Raw genomic sequence first — 20,615 nt, 5'->3', positions numbered from 1 at the left:
CATCAGCGGGCGGGGAGCCCCGGGCGGGCCCCGGGAGGCGGACCGCCCGGGAGGGCCCGTGCGGCCCGGCCCGGTCCGCCGCCGTCCGCCGACCGGTTCGGCGTGACGGCGGTCCGCGGGAGCCTCCCGGAGGAGGCCCGCGGACCGGCCCGCGCGGCGAGCCTAACCACACGGCCCCGGGCGGGCGGAGGCGCCCCCGTCGCCCCGCCGCCGCGGCTCCGTCCCGTCCAGGGACACGGCGAGGACGGCCCGGTCGTCGTCCTCGGACCGGGCCGACCAGCGCTCCGAGTCGGTCCGCACGAACGACACGACCGCCTCGGGGTCCGGAACGCGCTCACCGCCGAACCGCTCGGCGAGCCGCTCCAGCACCGGGTAGAAAGCGCCGTCCGCGTTCCGTGCCTCGCTCACCCCGTCCGTGATCGCGACGAGCACCTCCCCGGGCCCGAGCGGGTGCACCGTCGTGTCGTCGCCCTCATCCGCCAGCGTGCCCAGGCCCAGCGGCAGCCCGGGCGCGGTGACCAGCCGCCGTGCCCCCTGCGGGCCGACCACCAGCGGCGACGGGTGCCCGCGGTCTGCGATCCGCACCTCGCCGCCGTCCGGTGGGAACTCCATCACCAGCGCCGTCACGAACAGCTCGGGGTCGCCCTCGTCGCCCGCCGGGCTGTTGCGGGCGATGCTGAGCTCCAGCCTCTCCGCCAGACTGCCCAGGCTCTGCCACTCGTGCGCTGACACCCGGAAGCTGCCCAGCACGGCGGCGACCGTCTGGACCGCGTCCAGTCCCTTGCCCCGGACGTCGCCGATGATCGCCCGCACCCCGAAGGGCGTCTCGCACACCTCGTACAGGTCACCGCCGACGAGCGTGCCGCCCTCCCCGGCCTCGTAGAACCCCGCCGCGCGCACCGGCCCGAGCCGGGCCGGCACGGGACGCAGCAGGGTCCGCTGCATCGCCTCCGCGACCGAGTGGGCGCGGATCAGATGCTGCCGGGTCCGCTCCCGCTGCCAGGCCAGCGCGACGCTGGCGGCGCCGATGACGAACGTGGCGGCGTAGACGGCCACATGGTGCTGCTCGTCGAAGTGCCCGGGGCGGCGTGCGGCCATCCACATCTGCAGCCCCAGACACACCACGGCCGACAGCGCCGTGCCCCGCGGGCCGCGCGTCGCCGCGGCCAGCGGCGGTACGGCGATGAGCATGAAGCTCACCGGTTCGCGGCCCCGGACGGCGAACTCCGCGGCCAGGTCGACGGCCACCGCGACCAGGGGCAGCCACCACACCCACCCGCGGCGGGGGGACGGGGGCCGCAGCGCGGTGCGGAGACTCCGGCCGGACACGGGCGCGCGTCCTACCTTCCGGATCCGCCGGGACCGGACACGGAGCCCGCGGCACCCGGCTCGGACGTGCCGGGTGCCGCCCGGCGGACCGCGTCGGGCAGCTGGGCCTCGATCCGGGCGAGCTGGGCGTCGAGGCTGCGCAACCACACGTTGAGGTCGACCAGTGCCGGCAGGGGCGGCCCCGGGGGCGGGGAGCGGTCCGGCCGGGTCCCGTCGGGCGGTGGCCGCTCACCGGTGCACAGGGCGGCGAGCCGGTCGGTGCACCGCGCCAGCGCCCGGGCGCCGGCACGTGCCCGGTCGACGGCGTCCGGGGGCAGGGCGTGCGCGGGCAGGTCGAACCGCGGCAGCCAGTGGGCGCCGAGGAGGATCTGGTTGGCCGCGATCAGCACGCCGTGCCAGTCGGTCTGGACGGGCGCGCTGCCCGCCGGCTCACTGCGGAACTGGTCGTAGGCGGACTCGGCGAGGCGCAGCCGGTGCAACGCGGGGAGCGTCGGCGGGGGAGGGGCCGAGCCCGGCGGCGAGGCCGTCAGAACGGCGACGGTGCCCCTGATCAGCGGTCCGCACTCCAGCAGCAGCCCCGCCATGGTCCTGCGCACCTCCCGCCGGGCGCCGGCGGGCCAGGCGAGCATCGCGCACAGCAGACCGATGGCGCTCCCGGTCACCACGTCCACGATCCGCGCCTCGGCCAGCTGCCAGGACGCCGGTGCGATCTGGGCGAACGCGGTGGCCACCACCAGCGTGAACAGCCCCTGTGCCCAGGCGATGCCCAGCAGCGGCCCGAACGCGAACGCGATCAGCATGCCCGGCGCGAGGAGCACGGCGTACGCCTCGGTGTGCTGTCCCAGGCCGATGAGCAGGGCGCCCGCCGCGACGGCCCCCACCAGGTTGCCGGCGACCGCCTCGCGGATGGCCGCCCAGGTCTGGCCGACGGTGGTCCGGCTCAGCGTCAGTACCGCCAGCAGCACCCAGAAGCCGTGGGTCAGGTCCAGCGAACCCGCGACGAACCGGGCGGCCGCGAGGGCCAGCGCGATCCGTACCGCGTTCTGGAACTGCACCGAGCGGAGCGTCATGTTGCCGGTGACCCGGCGGAGCCACAGCTGGGGGGTGGAGGCCTCGGCGTACCAGAACAGCTCCCGGGGCTCGATCGGCGGAGTGCGCCGCCCGTCGAGGCCGACCCGTACGGAGATCTCCAGGATCCGCACCGACTCGGCGACGGCCAGCAGCGCCGCCTGCCGGCGCAGCACCGGCACCGGGGGCACCCCCTCCGCCGGCCCCGTCGCCTGCCGGAGGCGCGTCCGCTGGAAGGCGTCGATCGCCTGCTCCATCCGCTGCGGGCCGAGGGCGGGCCGCCCCGCCCGCAGGGCCGCGGCGGTCTCGTCGCACAGGGCCGCCACCCGCGGCAGCAGCGACCCGGACGCCGAGTCGGTGTGTTCCGCGCCGGGCCCACCGGCCTCGGCACCGTTCCGGACGAGCCGGCGCAGTTCGCCGGTCTCGGTCTGATGGGCCAGTTGCTCCAGCAGCCGCCGGGCGGCTGACCCGGCCTGGGACAGTCCGCGCACCGCACGGCCCGGGCCCGCCGGGCGTTCCGCGGGCGGGATCTTCGACAGCCGCAGGCGCGAGCCGGCCGCCCGCAGGTCCTCGGGGGAGAGGCTGACGCGTCCGGCCACGGTGTCGCCGGCCGTGGCCACGGCCTCCGCCAGGGTCGACCGGTACGTCGGGCCCGCCTGCCGAGGCAGCAGGAACAGCTCGCACAGCGCCAGCACCACCACTCCGAAGGTGAGTCCGGCGAGCCGCAGCCACAGGGTCTGCGGCTCGTACGGCGGGAAGCAGGCCAGGATGTAGAAGAGCTGGAGTCCCGGCGCGGCGCCCGCCGGCCGCGGCCCCGCGATCGCCGCGAAGGCGAGGAGGAAGCCCACGACGAGCATTCCGAGCACCGCCGCCCAGGTCGCCACCGCCAGCAAGGTTCCCAGTGCCACCAGCACCAGGCCCACCGGCAGCGCCTTCAGCATCACCGCGGCCCGCTGCCGCCCGGACCCGGGGATCGAGGACAGCAGACCGAGGGCGATCGGCGCGAACAGCGCGTACAGCGCCAGCTCCGGATCGTGGAGCCCGTAAAGGAACGCGTAGAAGCCCGCGGACGCGGCGAGGGACACCCGCAGCGACCGATGGAGGATCTCCGTCCGTTCCGCCCCGCTCTTCACGGCAGGACCTCGCCGGGCGTCGCGCCCGAACCGGGCGACGGGACCCTCCCGAGGACCGCGAGCCCGTGGCGTACGGCCACCGGAACCACGGATGCCACCAGGACGGGCCGGACGCGGAACAGGGCGACCGCGACCGCGATGAAGGCCTCCGTCCGCGCGGCCGGCGAAGACTCAGCGCGCATGAGCACGTTCCTCTCGGGCCGACGCCGCCGCGGCGTCGTGGGCGGGCCGGACAGCGACCCGCTGCCATTGTCGGCCGCCCCCGAACGGACCGCAGCCCGGCGGAGTTCGCAGCGACGGCGGCACTGCGGACCTGGCCGGAGGGCTGGGCCGCGTTCCGCCCCGGGGGGCGGGCCGACCGGTCCGTGAGGGGGCGGACGGGTGGACCTCGCGGTGAGGCCCCGGCCACCCCGTTCGGACCGCAGCCCGGCCCTCCCCGATCGCGGCGCGACCCGGGCAGGGGGCACGATGGCAGGAACCACGGCGGCCACGGGGGCGGAGGCGGGAGGATCGTACGGTGCAGGCACTCCTGGTGCCGGTGGGCTTCGCCCTCGCCTCGGCGCTCAGCAACGCCGTCGCCACCGTGCTGCAGCGCCAGGAAGCCCTCAAGGTGCCCAGCTCCAGCGGCTTCCGGCCGGGGCTGATGCTCGATCTGCTGCGCCGTCCCCTCTGGCTGGCCGGGATCGCCGCGGTCCTCGTGGCGGGGGTGTGCCAGGCGCTGGCGCTGAACACGGGACCGCTGGCGATCGTCCAGCCGCTGTTCGTCCTCGAACTGCCGCTCGCACTCATCGTCGCCTCGCTCGTGATGCGCAGTCATCTGCCCCCGGTCGGCTGGGGCGCCGTGGGCCTCGTCGTGGTGGGCCTGGGCATCGCCCTGGCCGCGGCGTCCCCCACCGGCAACCGCACACAGGTGCCCCTGGACCGCTGGCTGCCCGCGCTCGCCCTCTGCGGGGGAGCGGTCGTCACGCTCTCGGTCGTGGCGCTGAGACGGCCCGTGGGGCGCACCCGCGCCGCCCTGCTCGGCACGGCCACCGCCATCAGCTACTCCCTCACCGCGGCCCTCATGAAGTCGGCGACCCACATCCTCGAGGACGAGGGAGCCGCGGCCTTCTTCACCTCCTGGGAGGTGTACGCCTTCGCGGTCGCCGGCGGCACCGCGCTGTTCCTGTTGGAGAACGCCCTGCAGGCGGGCCCGCTGGTCGCCTCCCAGCCCGCGCTCACCCTCGGCGATGCCACCCTGAGCCTGCTGCTCGGCGTCACCCTGTACGAGGAGCACGTGCGCACCGGCTGGTGGCTGCTGCCGGAGTTGCTGGGGCTCGCGCTGATCACCGTCGGCGTGTTCACCCTCGCCCGGATCCCCCTCGCGGAGTCGTTGGTGGCCCCGGACCAGACCTCCGGTGCGGCCCCTCCCCAGGCCGGACAGACCCTGCCCTGAGCTCGCCCGGCGACGGCACCACCGGCCGGCAGCCGAAGGACCGGTGCACCGTCCCGCCGGAGGGAACGCCGGGGAAGCGCCGGGTGGTTGCCGAGTACTGCCGGGGGATTGAGGGAATCGCCCGAGAAGCGTTTCATTACAGGGGAAAGGGGCCGATTTGACGCTTCCGAAGGAGGCGGCCCGCATGACCACACACCAACCGAGCATCGAGCAGCACCCTGATCTCGCAGAGATGCGCGCGCGCTTCGAACGCGCCACCGCGTCGCCGCGCGGCCAGGTGACAGAAACGCTGGCCCTCCTCACGGGCCTCTACCTCGCGGCGTCACCGTGGATCGTCGGTTTCAACGGCCTCACCACCCTGGCCGTCACCAACCTGATCTGCGGTGTCGCCTTCGCCCTGTGCCTGGGCGGGTTCGGCTCGGCCTACGAGCGGACCCACGCCATGGCGTGGTGCGCCATCGTGATCGGCGCCTTCACGATCTTCTCCCCGTGGATCGTCGCCGGGAACGTCGCCGTCACCGGCAGTGTCGTCAGCAACGTCATCGTCGGCATCGTGGCCCTCTGCCTCGGCGTGGCCATGGCCGGCATGACCGACCGCCCCGGCACGCTGCGTCCCGCTCGTACCACCGGAGGTCAGAGCCGCGACCTCGGCCCCCTGAGCTGAGGCACCCGTCCCCGCGAGGGCCCCGGCCGCCCGCACAGGGCGCCGGGGCCCTCCGGTCGTACGGCCGGAGGGCCTTCCGGTTGTACGAAGAGTCTCGCGGGCGACCACGCATGGTGAGCTATGTTGAGCGAGAGCGGGACGAGAGGGAGGCACACGGTGCCATCAGATCAGCGGGCGCGCGCGCAGGCGTCTGCGATCACGCCGGGAAGACGGACTCCGGACGCGGAGCCGGCTCCTGTGGAGCGGGTCCGTGCGCTGTTCGGCGGACACCGGTTGTCACCCGGGCAGCGGCGTATCGCGCAGTACATCACGGACAACCTCACCGAAGCGGCCTTCCTGTCGATCACCGATCTCGCGGAGCGCGTGGGTGTCAGCCAGCCCTCGGTGACGCGCTTCGCGTCGTCGGTGGGCTTCAGCGGCTACCCGGCGCTGCGCGAGGCGTTGCAGCCCATCGCGCTCAGTGCGGTCGCCGGTTCCCCGGAGACGGGCGAGAGCGGGCGCAACGAACTGCAGACGGCGGTCGACGCCGAGATCGCGAACCTCGAGAGCCTGCGTCGCAGGTTCGCCGACACCGGCCAGGTGCTCGAGGTGGGCCGAGAGCTGGCGCACTCGGTGCCGCTGACGATCCTCGGGCTGCGGATCTCCACCTCGCTCGCCGAGTACTTCGCCTACGCGGCCCGGCGGATCCACCCGGACGTCCGGCTGGTCTCGCGGGGCGGGAGCGTGGCCTACGACGCGCTGCTGCAGTCGCGCGAGGCGGGCGGGACCTGGGTGCTGGCCTTCGCGATGCCCCGGCACGCCAAGGAGACCCTGTCGGCGGTGCGCGCCGCACGCCGTACGGGTCTGCGGACCGCCCTCATCACGGACCTCACGCTGGGGCCGCTCGTGGACGAGGTCGACGTGGCCCTCACCGCCGGCACCGGCTCGCGACTCGTCTTCGACTCCTACTCGGCGCCCGGTGTGCTGTCGGCGGCGATCCTCCAGGCGATGGCGGACGCGGACCCCGAACGCACGCAGCGGCGGCTTGAGCGGTACGAGCACGCCGCCGAACAGCACGACTTCTTCCTCGAGGACTGACCGACAGCACGGCCCACCCCCCTCCCCCGGCGGGAGGAAAGGGGGACTTTCACGCCCAGAAGAGCATGAATTTTTTCATGCTCTTGCTTACTTGGCGGTAAATATATTTACTGCGTGTGGCACTGCGGACGACACTCCTCCTCGTCGGCCCCACGGTGTTCTGTTCGGGCAATCCGCTCCCCTCGGATGCCCCCGGCGGCTCCGGTCAACCCCTGGGCCGGAGCCGCCGGTAAACAGCCTCACGACCGGCGGGCCCCACGGCCGTGCACCACGACGCCCCCGCCCCGGCCGCGCCCGGTGGGCTCAGCCGTTCCTGACGGAGTCGAGATGGGCGAACACGACGACGTTGTCCTTGTAGTCCTTGGTCTTCTTGTCGTAGAGACCGCCGCAGGTGATCAAGCGCAGCTGAGCGGTCGGCGTGTCGTTGTAGACCCGCGAACTGGGGAAGGCGGCCTTGCTGAAGGTCTCCACAGAGTCGACCTTGAAGGTGGCCACCTTGCGGTCCTGGCGGGTGATGTCGATCTTGTTCCCGGGCTTGAGCGCGCTGAGCGACTCGAACACCGCGGGCCCCGTCATGGTGTCCAGGTGACCCGCGAGGATGGACGTGCCCTTCTCGCCCGGGGTGGCGCCCTTCCCGTACCAGCCCACCAGGTTCTTGTCGTTGGGCGGCGGCGCGTTCAACTGCCCGGCCTTGTTGAGGGTCAGCACCGTGAAGGGGGCGCTGACCGAGATGGCCGGGATGGCGATGCGCGTCGGGACGGAACGCGGTAGCGGAGGGTGGACGGGAGCGGCCTTCGACGGGCTGACGGGCGCGGGGGCGGGTGACGCGGGGCGAGCCTGAGGGGTGTTGGCCGTCTGGCCGCCGAGCGAGTTGTAGCAGAGCAGTCCGCCCAAAGCGGCCGCCAGCACCGGCCACAGGAGGGTCTGGCCGAGGGAGCGGGACGGCGCGGGCTCGGGGGGCGTCTGCGAGCCGAGCGGTTGCCTGGCGTTCATGCGAGAGGCCTTTCGTGTGCCGGGACGCGGCGGGGAGATCCGGATCGGGGCTGGGAAACGCATCGCCGCGGCCGCCGTCCGGAGAGGACGGCGGCCGCGACAGCGCAGCGAGCTGCGTGTGATGCGACCTCGATCAGGCCGAGGTGCCGGTCACGCCACGACGGCGCAGCTTCCAGGCGCCGGCGCCGATGCCGCCGAGCATGAGCAGCGAACCGGCAGCCAGGCTGCCGTTGTTCATCGCGAGGCCGCCGCCGCCGGCGTCAACGCTGCCCTTGGGGTCGTCGTCGTCATCGTCGTCATCGTCATCGTCGTGGTCGTCGTCGTCGTAGTCGTGGTCGTCGCCCTTGTCGTGGTCCTTGTGCTTCCACTTCTTGTCGTGGTCGTCCTTGCCGTAGTCCTTCTTCTCGTCGTCCTTCTTCTCGTAGTCCTTCTTTTCGTCGTCCTTCTTGCCGTACTCGTCCTTCTTCGAGTCCTCTTCCTGCTTGGACCCGTTGTCGTCCTTCTTGCTGTACTCGTCCTTCTTGGAGTCCTCTTCCTGCTTGGATCCGCTGTCCTCCTGCTTGGACCCGTTGTCGTCCTTCTTGCTGTACTCGTCCTTCTTGCTGTACTCGTCCTTCTTGGAGTCCTCTTCCTGCTTGGACCCGTTGTCTTCCTGCTTGGAGCCCTGGCCCCACTCGTCGTTCATGACCGACGCGAGGAAGCCGCCGCCGGCGTCGACGCCGCCCTTGGGCTCGTCGTCGTCATCGTCGTCATCGTCGTCGTGGTCGTCGTCGTCGTGGTCGTCCTTGTCCCACTTCTTGTGGTGGTCCTTCTTGTCCCACTTCTTGTCGTGGTCACCCTTGTCGTGGTCGTCCTTGCCGTGGTCGTCCTTCTTCTCGTCGTCCTCGGCCACGGCGCGGCTCAGGAAGCCGCCGCCGGCGTCGACGCCGCCCTTGGGCTCGTCGTCGTCATCGTCGTCGTCATCGTCATCGTCGTCGTGGTCGTCGTCGTCGTGGTCGTCCTTGTCCCACTTCTTGTGGTGGTCCTTCTTGTCCCACTTCTTGTCGTGGTCGTCCTTGCCGTGGTCGTCCTTCTTCTCGTCGTCCTTCTTGCCCTCGTGGCTGCTGGACGAAGAACCGTTGTCGTGACCCCAGTCCTCGGCCAGGGTCATCGCGTAAGCGGTGGGTGCGGCAATCGTCAGGACCGCGGTAATGGCGGCCGAGGCGCACAGGGTGCGGGCAGAGCGCATGAGATCCCATTCCTTTCGCCGCGACTGCGAGGGCTGACACATCGTCGGCTCATCGGATCGCAGCAGCGACGAATTCACCGTCAGACGGATCGCGGCTTCGCACCAGCCGAGAACGTCGCATTCGAGGGACACCGTGCGCTCTTCGGGTGGCGACACGCCGACTATTCACTCTTTGGACGGCAGCCGGTCGATACGCGCCTTCGCGGCGCTCTCCGAACCCTGCGCGATCCGGCTTGCGCAGAACCGCCGGAGGGGTCGCCCGGCGCTGCGCATTCCGTCTTCTTCGCTTCGCGCGCCTATCCGGAGACGGCTCGGCTTCGAACTACTCGTGTCACGTGCGCACGGCAGCGACGTCGTGCGGGTTCCGTGTCCGGCGGTCCGGACGGTCCCCGGACTGGGAGAACCGGAAGGCCGCGGGAGAGAGGTGGGTCAGATGGGCGTTTCCCTCCGGGTGCGCCGTCTCGTGGCCACGGCCGCCGCGGGTGTGCTCGTCGGCGGGTTGTCCGCGGCGTCCTCGGGCACTGCGGCGGCCTCGTCCGGGCCTGCCGCCCCCGCGCGGGTCTCCCTCCTCGTGGCCGACTCGGGGGGCCCGGACTGGAACCGTTGCGAGTGGCGCAAGGGCCACTGGGAGCAGAAGTGGGTCAAGGACCACTGGAAGGACGAGTGGGTCCGGGGACGCTGGGACTGCCGCGACGGCGGTGACCGCGCCTGACCGGCCGCGACCCGGACCGGACGGACTCATGGTGGGCTGACCCGGACCGGACGCATGGTGGGCGACCACCGAATGACGACTCGTGACCACCGAATGACGACTCGTGACCGCCGACCGAGGACGCGTGACTGCGGTACGAGGGCGGGTGGCCGCTGAATGAGGACGTGTGAGTGCTGAACGGAGAACTGGGCAGGCGGCGAATGAGAGGTGAACGGTGGACGTGACATGTCACCGGACACTTCCGGTCTCCCCTCGCGGCTCCAGGCGTGCGGCCCCTTCCGATCGGTGGTGGCATGGTGACGAACGAGCCCGTACGGCACCCCTGGTGCCCACGAGGAGCGAGGGGGCGCGAGTGTCGCCACCTGATGCGGATCCCGACGCCGCCGAACAGCTGGCCAAGCTCGGACTGGACGAGCTCATGGTCCTGGTGGGGCGCGGCGACCAGGACGCGTTCGTACCCGTCTACGAATCGGTCAGCGGCCCGGTACTGGGCCTCGTTCGCAGAGTCCTGAGAGATCCGGCCCAGTCCGAGGAGGTGACCCAGGACGTGCTCGTGGAGGTGTGGCGCACGGCCGGCCGGTTCCGGCCCGAGCAGGGCAGCGCCCTGACCTGGGTCCTGACGCTGGCCCATCGGCGTGCGGTGGACCGGGTCCGGTCGTCGCAGGCCAGGACCGAGCGGGAGCGCAGAGCGGCGCTGCTGGAGTCCGTGCCGCCGTTCGACGACGTGGTCGAGCAGGTCGAGACCGGCTTGGAGCAGCAGCAGGTCCGGCGCTGTCTGCAGTCGCTGACCGAGCTCCAGCGGGAGTCGGTCGTCCTGGCGTACTACCACGGGCTCACCTACCGGGAGGTGGCCGAGCAGCTGTCCCAGCCCCTGGGCACGGTGAAGGCCCGGATGCGTGACGGGCTGATGCGATTGCGTGACTGTCTGTACGAGGGTGAGGTGCGGCCATGAGCGAGGTCCGGGACAGGAACGGCGACGAGCTGCACTCCGCCGCCGGCGCCTATGTGCTGCACGCGCTGCCCGAGGACGAGCGGAGGGCCTTCGAGGACCACCTCGCGTCCTGTGCGGTCTGCGCGCGCGAGATCGCGGACCTCTCGGACTCGGCGGCACGCCTCGCCCAGCCGGTCACGGCCGAACCTCCGGAGCACCTGCGGCGCCGGGTGCTGGAGCGGATCGCCGTCACACCCCAGGCCCCGTACGCTCCCCGCGTTCCGCGCGAACAGCCCGAGGAGGAGGTTCCGCAGGCCCGGGCCGCCGCCGGGGAGCCGGCTCCGTTCGGGACCGGGCGCTCTCCCGTCCCGCGGATCCTGCAACTGGCCCTCGCGGCCTGCGCCGCGCTGGCCGTGGCGTTCGGCGGAGTCGCCGCCTGGCAGTACCAGGCCGCCGAGCAGGCGCGCTCCCAGCTCCACTGGGCCGAGGAGCGGTACGCGGGTGTGGCCGACGTGCTCGCCGCGCCGGACGTCGAGCTCCACACCCAGCAGCTCGCGGACGGCGGCACCGGCACCGTCGCCGTCTCCCGGAGCCAGGACGCGGCGGTGTTCTTCGCGACGGGAGTTCCGCCGCTGCCGGTCGGCCAGACGTACGCCCTGTGGTTCAGCGAGGACGGCTCCTACCGGCCCGCCGGTCTGGTCAGCGGTGCCGAGGCCCAGGACATGCAGATGCTCAACGGCCCGGTCTCGGGAGCGACGGCGGTCGGCATCACCATCGAGCCGGTCGGGGGTTCGTTGCAGCCCACCAGCCCGCCGCTGGGAATGATCGACATCCCCGTCTGACATCCCCGCCTGAGGGCCCGCCCCGGTCCTGTAGACGGGGTGACGTGCGGGTGCGTGCGGCTTCGCCGGGCGGGACGCCGCGCGCGTCCGGGCCCGGGTCGGGCCGGCGCGCCGGACGCGCACAGCGCGGCGCCGAGCGCGGGCAGCAGGGGCGCGGGCGTGCCGCCGGCAGTGCCGCCTGCTCGCCCGCGCGCGGCGGAGCGGTGCGCTGCGGTCCGATCCCGGGCGAGCCGGGTGCTCCGGGGGTCCCGGAACGAGCCACCCCGCGCCTCGGTCGCGCGGGAGCCCCGCCCGGCCCGGGGGCGACTGCGTCGGCCCGTCGTCACATCGCCCGTCGTCACGTCCCCCGTCGCCCGTCGTCATATCGGCCTGTCGGTCCGTCAGCCCGTGCCGAACGGTGCGACCTCCCCCGGGGCTGACCCGGCGGCGTCCCGTCCCCGGGTGGAGCCGGGGCGGTGCCCGTCCTTGGCCGTGAACGTGACCGGCAGCCGCGCCGGACCCCGCAGCCCGCCCGGCCGCCAGTGCAGTTCCTCCGGCGGCACGGCCAGCGCCAGGTCGGGGAGACGCCGCAGCGCGGTGCCGATGGCGATCTGCCCCTCCAGCCTGGCCAGCGGGGCCCCCAGGCAGTAGTGGATCCCGTGCCCGAAGGCGAGGTGCGCGTTGTCGCGCCGGGTGATGTCCAGCCGGTCCGGGTCGGCGAACCGCGCCGGGTCGCGGTCGGCGATGGCGGAGGCGATCAGCACGGTCGCACCCCGCGGGACGGTCACCCCGGCGATCTCCACGTCCTCGCGCGCGAACCTCGCGATTCCGGGGCTGACGGGCCCGTCGTACCGCAGGAACTCCTCGATGGCGCCGGGCAGCAGCTCCGGGTCGTCCCGCAGCAGTGCCAGTTGGTCGGGGTGGGCGAGCAGCGCCGCGACCCCGCTGCCGATCAGATTGACCGTGGTGATGTATCCGGCGACGAGGAGCAGGAACGCCATGGCGATCAGTTCGTCCTCGTTCAGCCGCTGTTCCTCGTCACGGGCGGTGATCAGCGCGCTCAGCAGGTCGTCCCCCGGCCGGGCCCGCCTGTCCGCGATGAGCCCGGTCAGATACGCGCGCATGCGCTGCCATGCCGAGTCCACCACGGCCGGGTCCGGCATCTCCGCGCGGCGCAGCAGCATGTCGTCGGTCCAGCGCTGGAACTCGTGCCGGTCGTCCAGGGGGACGCCCAGGAGTTCGCTGATGACGGTGACGGGGAGCGGCAGTGCGAAGTCCGCGACGAGTTCCGCCCGCCCGGCGGGCAGCAGCCCGTCGAGCAGCCGGTCGGTGATCTCCTGGATCCTGGGCCGCATCTCCGCCACCCGCCGCGCGGTGAACGCCTTCGAGACCAGACGGCGCAGCCGGGTGTGGTCGGGCGGATCGGAGCGCAGCATGTTGCTCACCATCGACTCGCGCTCCGTCGAGGGCAGCTGCTGCATCAGCCGCGGGTCCGAGGCGTCGCGGACGTCGCTGCTCAGCCGGGAGTCCGACAGGGCCGCGAGGCCGTCCTCGTAACGGGTGACCAGCCAGGCCTCCACTCCGCCCGCGATCACGGCCCGTCGCACCGGGCCCTCCTCGCGTAGCCGGCGGTAGAGGGGGAAGGGATCCGCGACGAAGGCAGGGTCGGCGTAGGGGAGAAGGACCGGCTGCTCGCTCATTAGAGGACCATCCTTTCTGCAGCCCTCTTCGGTAGGGTTGTGACCTCTCGGTCCCGGTGGGTGCATGGCCAGTGTCGCGAGCTGCTCGACGGCCAACATGAGTTACGCCAGCCCCGCCGGGCCGAGGCCGTCTGATCGGCTTCAGGGACACGCCCCGCAGAGGGCCGATTAATGAGCTCCCGGCAGACGACCTCATCACCGGGCAGGTGCTCCGTCACAGGCACAGGAGTACGACCTTCGTGTTCATCGGGTGGGACTGGGCGACCGAGACCCATGACGTGACCGTCATGGACGACGCCGGAAAACGCATCGACCGGTGGGAACTCGCCCACACCGAGGAGGGGTTCACCAAGACTCTGGCGAGGCTGCGCAAACACGGTGCTCCGGCAGACCTGCCCGTAGCGATCGAGACCACCCGCGGCCTGGCCGTCGACCGCCTCCTTGCCGCCGGACACCCCATCGTGCCGGTGCACCCCAACGCCTTCCACGCCATGCGGGCACGCTGGGGCGCCTCCAAGGCCAAGACCGACGCCGGCGACAGCATGAAACTCGCCGACTACCTGCGCACCGACGGGCACATGCTGCCCAGACTGGAACCCACCGAGCAGGCCACCCTCGACCTCCAGGCCCTCACCCGGCAGCGTGCCGACCACATCGAGGCCAAGGTCGCCGCCGTCAACCAGCTCGCCGCCCTGCTGGACGAGCACTGGCCCGGGGGCAAGGCCGTCTTCTACGAACTCGACAGCGACATCGCCATGGCCTTCCTGGAGCGCTACCCCACCCCGGCCTCCGCCGCCAGGCTCACCGCCGGACGCCTCGAAGCCTGGTGCAAGCGCCACGGATACTCCGGGAAGAAGCCCGGCAGCGTCCTGATCGAACGCCTGCGCTTGGCCCCGAAGGCCGCCTCCCGCCTCAGCGAACAGGTCGCCGGACAGCTCGTCCGAGTCCAGGTGCAGCTGGTGCAGGGCATACGCGCGACGATCCGTGTCTTGGACAAGTCCATCGCCGAAGCAGCCGCAACCCATCCCTACGCACCGCTTTTCGCCACCATGCCGCGCATCGGCAAGGTCAGCCTCGGGCAGATCATCGGCGAGATCGGCCCGATCCTGGAACGCGCCCAGACCTGCGAACAACTCGTCGCCGAAGCTGGCGTCGTCCCGGTCACCCGGGCCTCGGGCAAGGCCCGCACGGTCTCCTTCCGCTTCGCGACCAACCGAAGAGCTCGACTCGCGCTGACGACCTTCGCCGACAACAGCCGCCACGGCAGCGACTGGGCCGCCAAGATCTACAACGACGCCAGGGCGCGCAAGAAGCGACACCCCCACGCGATCCGCATCCTGGCCCGAGCATGGCTCCGCGTGATGTGGGCCTGCTGGCGCGACGGCACCTGCTATGACCCCGTGATCCACCAATCCAACAGCAAGATCAACACGACCGCGGAGACGCGGATGGCGGCATAGAGGTTGACTCAGGAAACTCATGTTGCCTCCCGGGAAGCGGCACGGCCGTCCGTGCCACGAATGTCCAGCTTGAGGGTATATGTCCAATTGTTGCTGACCCCGGGATTCCACCGAAGGGAGCGGTTCCCATGGAGCGGACCACGTGCTGCGTGGTGGGTGGAGGGCCCGCCGGCATGGTTCTCGGCCTGCTACTGGCCCGGGCCGGGGTGGACGTCGCCGTCCTGGAGAAGCACGGCGATTTCCTGCGCGACTTCCGCGGCGACACCGTGCACCCCTCCACCCTGGCGCTGCTGGACGATCTGGGGCTGGCCGAGCGGTTCGCCCGGCTGCCGCAGCGCCGGGTGACGACCGTGCAGCTGCCCATCGGACCGGACCGTTCGCTGATCACCGTCGGGGACATCGGCGCTCTCCGGGGCAAGTACAACTACATCGCGATGGTGCCCCAGTGGGACCTGCTCGACCTCCTCGTGGACGAGGCGGGCCGGGAATCCTCCTTCTCCGTCCGGATGAACACCGAGGCGACCTCCTTCCTCATGGAACGCGGGCGGGTGAACGGCGTCCGCTACCGCACCTCCGACGGCCGCACAGGCGAACTGCGGGCCACGCTCACCGTCGCGTGCGACGGCCGCGGCTCGATCGCGAGGACGCTGCCCGAGCTCGGTCTGGAGAGCTTCAACTGCCCGATGGACGCCTGGTGGTTCAGGCTCCCCCGGCACGACGGCGACCCGAGCGGGCTGGTGGGCGGGGTCGGCGACCGGTTCTTCAGCGCGCTCATCGACCGCGGTGACTACTGGCAGATCGCCGCGCTGATCCCGAAGGGCACCGACGCGCAGCGGCGCGCCGAGGGACTGGACCGGTTCATGGCGCGATTCACCTCCGCCGCTCCCTGGCTCTCGGACCGGACGCACGCGCTCACCTCGTGGGACGACGTGAAGCTGCTCGACGTACGGCTCGACCGGTTGAGGCGCTGGCACCGTCCGGGGCTGCTGTGCATCGGCGACGCCGCCCATGCCATGTCACCGGTCTTCGGTATCGGCATCAACCTCGCCGTCGAGGACGCGGTGGCCGCCGCACGCCATCTCGTCGGACCCCTCGGCGAGGGCCGGGTGGGTCTTGAGGACGTACGCCGCGTCCAGCGCCGCCGGTGGCCCACCACCGCGGGGACCCAGGCCCTCCAGCGCCTCGCCCACGCCAGGGTCATCGAGCCCCTGCTGGCCGGGGAGCCCGCCTTCGGCAACCCCCGGCTGGCCAAGCGCCTCACCGAGCTGATCACCACCTCCCGCCGGTTCAAGCGGCTCCCTGCGTACTTCCTCGCCTACGGCGCCCTGCGCGAACGGCCACCGAGGGAATCGGTGCGGTGACGGCGGGGCGGGCCGGCGCCGTGCTGCCGTGCCGGGCCTCGCCGCTGCCGGGCCGGTACCTCCGTGCCGGACCGACGCCGCCGCGCCGCCGTGCCGGTCGTGCCGGCACCGGTCCGCTCCGCCCGGCGGCGTCGTGCGGTGAGCAGCGGGCCGGGCGGAGGGGCCGGTGCCTCAGTGAGCCGCGCCCGGCACCCGGCTGAGGATCGTGGCGAGGTCGGCGGCCGGCGAGAGGGTGCCGAAGGCGAAGCCCGTGTCGCCCGCCAGGCGGGAGGCGCAGAACGCGTCGGCCACGGCGGGCGGTGCGTGACGGACGAGGAGGGAGCCCTGCAGTACCAGGGCGAGGCGCTCGACCAGCCGCCGTGCGCGCAGTTCCGCGTCGGCGGTGAGCACAAGCTCGCCGCGCAGCTTCCGCCACGCCTCGTCCAGTCGCGCGTCCGCGCCCGCGGCCGCCTCGACCTCCGCCCGGAACGCCTCGAGGGACTCCGGCTCGCGGGCGAGCGCACGGAGCACGTCGAGGGCGTTGACGTTGCCCGAGCCCTCCCAGATGCCGTTCAGCGGAGCCTCGCGGTACAGCCGCGGCATCCCGGACGCCTCGTCATAGCCGTTGCCGCCGAGGCACTCCAGCGCCTCCGCGACCGCCGCGGGCTGCCGCTTGCAGACCCAGTACTTCCCGACGGCCGTGGCCAGCCGAAGGAAGGCCCGCTCCTGCGCGTCGCCGCGCTGCGCCCGGTCCGCCGCGCCCGCGACCCGGAGCGCGAGCGTCGTCGCGGCCTCCGACTCCAGCCCCAGGTCGGCGATGACGTTCCGCATGAGCGGCTGGTCGATCAGCTTGGTGCCGAACACGGCCCGGTGGCGTACGTGGTGCGCGGCCTGTGCCAGCGCCGCGCGGGTCCCCGACGCCGAGCCCAGGATGCAGTCGAGCCGTGTCATGGTCACCATGTCGATGATCGTCCGTACGCCCTGCCCCTCCCGGCCGACAAGCCAGGCGACGGTGTCGTCGAACTCCGGCTCGCTGCTGGCGTTGCTGCGGTTGCCGAGCTTGTCCTTCAGCCGCTGGATGCGGAAGGTGTTGCGCGAGCCGTCCGGCAGCACCCGGGGCACCAGGAAGCAGGACAACCCTCCCGGTGCCTGCGCCAGCACCAGGAACAGGTCGTTCATCGGAGCGCTGGTGAACCACTTGTGCCCCCGCAGCCGCCAGCTGCCGTCCGGCTGTGCGGTGGCCGCGGTGGTGTTGGCGCGCACGTCCGTGCCGCCCTGCTTCTCGGTCATGCCCATACCGGCGAGGAGTCCCCGCTTGCCCCCCGGCGCCCGCAGGCCCGGGTCGTACACCCGGCTGGTGAGCAACGGCTCGTAGACGGCGGCGAGTTCGGGCGCCGACCGGAGAGCGGGCACGACGGCGTAGGTCATGGACACCGGGCAGCCGTGGCCCTGTTCGGCCGAGCTCCACACCATGAAGCCGGCGGCGCGGGCGACGTGCGCGCCCGGCCGGTCGTCCGCCCACGGCGCCCCGCCCAGGCCCTCTCGGATCGCCACGTCCATCAGCGCGTGGTACGAGGGATGGAAGTCGACCTCGTCGATCCGGTTGCCGTAGCGGTCGTGCGTGCGCAGCTCCGGCTCGTGGCGGTTGGCCTCCTCGGCCCAGCGCAGGACCTGCTCCGATCCCGCGAGCCTTCCGAGGCGGTGCAGGTCCTCCGCGTACCAGCCGGCGCCCTCGCGCCGCAGTCCCTCGAGAAGTACGGGGTCCTCGGCGACGTCGTGACCGGTGAGCGGCGGCGGCTGGTTGGTCACCTCGTGCGTACGGGCGGTGGGGTTGCTGAGTGGGGACGCGTCCGTGGTCGCGGTCATGGGGGTCCTCCGGGGTCGTCGGGGCATGCCGCGGGCCGGGCGCCCGCGCAGCGCAGGGACATCGCCACCAGTTCGTCCACCAGCCGGCCGGCCTCGGGACCCTCCGCCGGGGCGGCGAGCGGGTCCACCAGCACCTCGCCGATGGCGCCCGTCAGGGCGGCCGCGGTGATCTCCGGGTCCTGGCGGGGGAGCAGCCCGGCCTCGACGCCCTCCCGGACGACCTCGGCGAACACGGCGCGGTAGCGGCGCCGGAACTCCAGGCGCTCCTGGCCGACGGCCGGCTCTGCCGGTGCGGCGAGCAGCGCGTGCGCCAGTCCGCGCCGCTCCATGGCGCGGCGCGCGAAGACGCTGACACCGAGGGCCAGCCGCTCCACCGGGTCGCCGCTGCCCTCCCGGAGCACGTCGCCGAGGACGTCGACCTCGTGGCCCGAGGCCCGGCGGAACACCTCGACGGCCAGTGCCTGCTTGGACGGGAAGTGCTGGTAGACGGAGCCGACCGACATACCGGCGGCGGCGGCGACCGCGGTGACGGACGCGTTCGCCCATCCGGCCTCGGCGACCACGGACGTGGCCTGCTCGACCAGATGCTCCCTGGCGGCGGCCAGACGGTCCTCGACGGCGGGCGTCCTGCGGTACGGCATGGAAACAGTGAACCACCGTTCAGAGCTTTGGGCCAGACCTGCCGGTCGGGGGCGGAGGGGGGCACGCTCCGTCGGCTGCCGGGCCGTGCCGTCCGGGTCGGCGGGACCCTGAGGCCCTTGACGGCCACCGTCCCGGCGACCGGCGGCCGGCGGCCGTCTGAGGCAGGGGCGAACCAGGCGCAGTCCCGGTCCGTTGGCCGTGCGCGGTCGAGGAGGCCGGCCCACCGTGGACAGGAACGGGGTGGCGTACCGGTGCTCCGGAGCGGAGCGCCGCGGGTCGGGGTCTGCTGTGGTGACGTGCGCCCGCCCCCGGTGGGGTGCCGGGGGCGGGGTGGGTTTGCTGTGTGTTGTGGATGGCGATGGCTTGCCCGGTGTGTCTTCGGTGGGGGTGTCAGCCGAAGCAGTTGGGGACGGGGTTGGCGCTGCCTTCGCAGTTGGTGGGGACGTTGTCGATGATCTTGATCTTGCCGTAGGTGGTGACGGTGCCGTCGTTGTGCACCCCGCCGGCCTCCTCGTCGGAGGTGTTGTCGGTGACCTTGACGTCGGTGAGGGTGACCTCGTCGCCGCTGTTGACGTAGAGTCCGCCGCCGGTGTAGCCGTCACCGGGGGCCTGGTTGCCGCTGATCACGGTGCGGCGGATGTGGGTCTCGGCGCCTTCGTTGTAGATGCCACCGCCGTCGCCTTCGAGGGACGTGTTGCCGTAGATCTTGCTGTCCTCGATGACCGCCTGGTCGTCATCCAGATAGAGGGCGCCGCCGTAGTAGCCGGTGTTGTAGGCGAAGGTGCTCTTGCGCACCTGGAGAGCGTCGTTCTCGTGGTAGACGGCGCCGCCGTACTCGCCGCTGTAGTTGTACTTGAAGGCGCTCTTCTCGATGTCCGTGAGGCCTTCGTATTGGTAGATGCCGCCGCCGTACTGGACCGCGTAGTTGTAGCTGAACAGGCTCTTGCGGACGGTGCTGGTGCCGTACTCGTTCATGATGCCGCCGCCGCCGTAGTAGGCCTTGTTGTTGGTGAACTTGGAGGTTTCGACCTCCAGCTTGCCGTAGTAGTTGTGGATCGCGCCGCCGTAGTAGCCGGAGTTGCCGCTGAGGGTGCTGTTGCGGATGGTGGTGATGCCTTCGTTGCGAATGGCGCCGGCGTCGTCGCTGTCCGTGTCGTCGACGGTGTTGTTGTGGAGGGTGGTGTGGTCGAGGGTGAGGCGTCCGGCGGCGTTGACGTTGATGGCGCCGCCGTCCTCGTCGGCGGCGGCTTTGCCGCGGGTGAGGGTGAGGTGGCGGAGTTTGAGGTCGCCGCCGGTGCCGACTTCGAAGATGCGGAACTGGGCGGCGTTGGCGGCGCGGGCGATGGTGGCGCCGTTGCCGTGGATGGTGATGGGCTGGACGATCTCGGGAAGGCCGTTGCCGTCCTGGTTGGCGGTGAGGGTGTAGGTGCACTTCTCCGCGAGGGAGAGGGTTCCTCCGCCGTCGCTGTTCGCCTGTGTGATCGCCGAGATCAGGTTGTTGGGGTCGCAGCCGACGGACGTCGCCTTGCCCCCGGCCCCGTGGGACTCCCGGTGACCGTCCGGCCCGCGGCCGCCGCTCTCTCCCTGGCGGCCGGCATCCTCGCGGTGGCCGCCATGCCCGCCATGGCCGTTGTCGCCGCTCTCCCCTTCGCGGTGGTCGCCTCGCCCGTCATGGCCGCGGTCGTGGCTGCTGTGTCCCTCGGGGCCGTTCTGTCCCTCGGGGCCGCCTGGGTTTCCGGCGCGCTTCTGGATGTCCGCGGCGGGCGGGCCGGGGTTTCCCTCGGGTTCGCCGGGGTGGTTCCGGTCGGCGCCGCTCCCGTCGGGGTCCTTGTCCGCGTCGCCACCGTCGTGCTCTGCGGAGTCGTCTTCGGTGCTGTCGCTGTCGTTCCAGCCGGGGTTTCCGGCGTGTTCGGCCCAGTAGTCGGCGTCCTTGCCGTCCTCGGCGCTTCCGCCGCGGGTGGTGCCGGCTTTGGCGAGTGCGGGCTGGGTCGTGCCCTTGGCCTGGTTGGCCGCCGCGGAGGCGGTCTTCGCTCCCGCCTTGTCGTCGTCGGTGACGGCGACCAGGGCCGTCGTGCCGGCGATGGTCGCGAAGCCTGCGGCCGCCACCACGGCTGTCTTCCAGTGCCGGCTCAGTGTTGCCGATCGTGTGCGATCGGAGGCATCCGTACCCCGGGATCCGAACATCCGCCAGGCCCTTCTTTCTTTGTGATGGTCCG

Annotated in this window: 17 protein-coding genes; 8 read left to right on the top strand and 9 right to left on the bottom strand. The window is 72.2% G+C overall.

The window, feature by feature from the left end; translation table 11 throughout:
- Positions 1 to 162: 162 nt before the first annotated feature.
- From O7595_RS06340 to O7595_RS06330, 3 genes are read right to left on the bottom strand one after another with little or no spacing between them, the layout of a single operon-like run.
- Complete coding sequence (locus tag O7595_RS06340) at positions 163 to 1,329, bottom strand: PP2C family protein-serine/threonine phosphatase (protein ID WP_269727746.1); 1,167 nt, start codon at positions 1,327 to 1,329, stop codon at positions 163 to 165.
- A gap of 11 nt (positions 1,330 to 1,340) precedes the next feature.
- Positions 1,341 to 3,530: an FUSC family protein gene (locus tag O7595_RS06335; protein WP_269727745.1), complete on the bottom strand. Its 2,190-nt coding sequence runs from the start codon at positions 3,528 to 3,530 to the stop codon at positions 1,341 to 1,343.
- Positions 3,527 to 3,712 (bottom strand): hypothetical protein, encoded by a 186-nt coding sequence (locus O7595_RS06330; RefSeq protein WP_269727743.1) that lies wholly within the window; start codon positions 3,710 to 3,712, stop codon positions 3,527 to 3,529. The genes O7595_RS06335 and O7595_RS06330 overlap by 4 nt, the downstream gene beginning before the upstream one ends.
- A gap of 335 nt (positions 3,713 to 4,047) precedes the next feature.
- On the opposite strand from O7595_RS06330, the gene O7595_RS06325 reads away from it, so the two are divergent.
- The 3 genes from O7595_RS06325 (at position 4,048) to O7595_RS06315 (ending at position 6,706) form a co-directional block, all read left to right on the top strand.
- Complete coding sequence (locus tag O7595_RS06325; RefSeq protein ID WP_269727742.1) at positions 4,048 to 4,965, top strand: DMT family transporter; 918 nt, start codon at positions 4,048 to 4,050, stop codon at positions 4,963 to 4,965.
- A gap of 184 nt (positions 4,966 to 5,149) precedes the next feature.
- On the top strand, positions 5,150 to 5,629 hold the full coding sequence (locus O7595_RS06320) for an SPW repeat protein (RefSeq protein WP_269727741.1): 480 nt from the start codon (positions 5,150 to 5,152) through the stop codon (positions 5,627 to 5,629).
- A gap of 156 nt (positions 5,630 to 5,785) precedes the next feature.
- Positions 5,786 to 6,706: a MurR/RpiR family transcriptional regulator gene (locus tag O7595_RS06315; RefSeq protein ID WP_269727740.1), complete on the top strand. Its 921-nt coding sequence runs from the start codon at positions 5,786 to 5,788 to the stop codon at positions 6,704 to 6,706.
- Positions 6,707 to 7,009: 303 nt separating this feature from the next.
- Here O7595_RS06315 and O7595_RS06310 read toward each other — a convergent pair whose 3' ends face one another.
- Positions 7,010 to 7,699: a class F sortase gene (locus tag O7595_RS06310; protein WP_269727739.1), complete on the bottom strand. Its 690-nt coding sequence runs from the start codon at positions 7,697 to 7,699 to the stop codon at positions 7,010 to 7,012.
- A 133-nt stretch (positions 7,700 to 7,832) separates the two neighbouring features.
- The gene (locus O7595_RS06305) at positions 7,833 to 8,927 is read right to left on the bottom strand and encodes a hypothetical protein (RefSeq protein ID WP_269727738.1); all 1,095 of its coding nucleotides are present in this window, start codon (positions 8,925 to 8,927) and stop codon (positions 7,833 to 7,835) included.
- A gap of 433 nt (positions 8,928 to 9,360) precedes the next feature.
- On the opposite strand from O7595_RS06305, the gene O7595_RS06300 reads away from it, so the two are divergent.
- The 3 genes from O7595_RS06300 (at position 9,361) to O7595_RS06290 (ending at position 11,412) form a co-directional block, all read left to right on the top strand.
- Positions 9,361 to 9,639, top strand: coding sequence for a hypothetical protein (locus tag O7595_RS06300; protein ID WP_269727737.1), 279 nt, complete (start codon positions 9,361 to 9,363; stop codon positions 9,637 to 9,639).
- 352 nt (positions 9,640 to 9,991) lie between these two features.
- Positions 9,992 to 10,591, top strand: coding sequence for a sigma-70 family RNA polymerase sigma factor (locus O7595_RS06295; RefSeq protein WP_269727736.1), 600 nt, complete (start codon positions 9,992 to 9,994; stop codon positions 10,589 to 10,591).
- Complete coding sequence (locus O7595_RS06290) at positions 10,588 to 11,412, top strand: anti-sigma factor (RefSeq protein WP_269727735.1); 825 nt, start codon at positions 10,588 to 10,590, stop codon at positions 11,410 to 11,412. Before O7595_RS06295 ends, O7595_RS06290 begins: the two co-directional genes overlap by 4 nt.
- Positions 11,413 to 11,792: 380 nt before the next feature.
- Here O7595_RS06290 and O7595_RS06285 read toward each other — a convergent pair whose 3' ends face one another.
- On the bottom strand, positions 11,793 to 13,091 hold the full coding sequence (locus O7595_RS06285) for a cytochrome P450 family protein (protein ID WP_269727734.1): 1,299 nt from the start codon (positions 13,089 to 13,091) through the stop codon (positions 11,793 to 11,795).
- A 239-nt stretch (positions 13,092 to 13,330) separates the two neighbouring features.
- On the opposite strand from O7595_RS06285, the gene O7595_RS06280 reads away from it, so the two are divergent.
- Together O7595_RS06280 and O7595_RS06275 are read left to right on the top strand one after the other, a co-directional pair.
- Positions 13,331 to 14,551, top strand: coding sequence for an IS110 family transposase (locus tag O7595_RS06280; RefSeq protein WP_269727733.1), 1,221 nt, complete (start codon positions 13,331 to 13,333; stop codon positions 14,549 to 14,551).
- Positions 14,552 to 14,679: 128 nt separating this feature from the next.
- Positions 14,680 to 15,912 carry an FAD-dependent oxidoreductase gene (locus O7595_RS06275; protein ID WP_269727732.1) on the top strand — a complete coding sequence of 411 codons (1,233 nt, stop codon included), beginning with the start codon at positions 14,680 to 14,682 and terminating at the stop codon, positions 15,910 to 15,912.
- Positions 15,913 to 16,083: 171 nt separating this feature from the next.
- Here the strand turns inward: O7595_RS06275 and O7595_RS06270 are convergent, their stop codons facing one another.
- The 3 genes from O7595_RS06270 to O7595_RS06260 form a co-directional block, all read right to left on the bottom strand.
- On the bottom strand, positions 16,084 to 17,757 hold the full coding sequence (locus tag O7595_RS06270) for an acyl-CoA dehydrogenase family protein (protein WP_269727731.1): 1,674 nt from the start codon (positions 17,755 to 17,757) through the stop codon (positions 16,084 to 16,086).
- On the bottom strand, positions 17,754 to 18,398 hold the full coding sequence (locus O7595_RS06265; protein WP_269727730.1) for a TetR/AcrR family transcriptional regulator: 645 nt from the start codon (positions 18,396 to 18,398) through the stop codon (positions 17,754 to 17,756). The genes O7595_RS06270 and O7595_RS06265 overlap by 4 nt, the downstream gene beginning before the upstream one ends.
- Before the next feature lie 391 nt (positions 18,399 to 18,789).
- Positions 18,790 to 20,508 carry a right-handed parallel beta-helix repeat-containing protein gene (locus O7595_RS06260; protein WP_269727729.1) on the bottom strand — a complete coding sequence of 573 codons (1,719 nt, stop codon included), beginning with the start codon at positions 20,506 to 20,508 and terminating at the stop codon, positions 18,790 to 18,792.
- Between the last annotated feature and the right edge of the window lie 107 nt (positions 20,509 to 20,615).

The organism is Streptomyces sp. WMMC940 (genome assembly GCF_027460265.1).
Lineage (GTDB): Bacteria > Actinomycetota > Actinomycetes > Streptomycetales > Streptomycetaceae > Streptomyces.
Note: the sequence above shows the minus strand (reverse complement) of the source record. Positions and strands in the feature narration are given on the sequence as shown.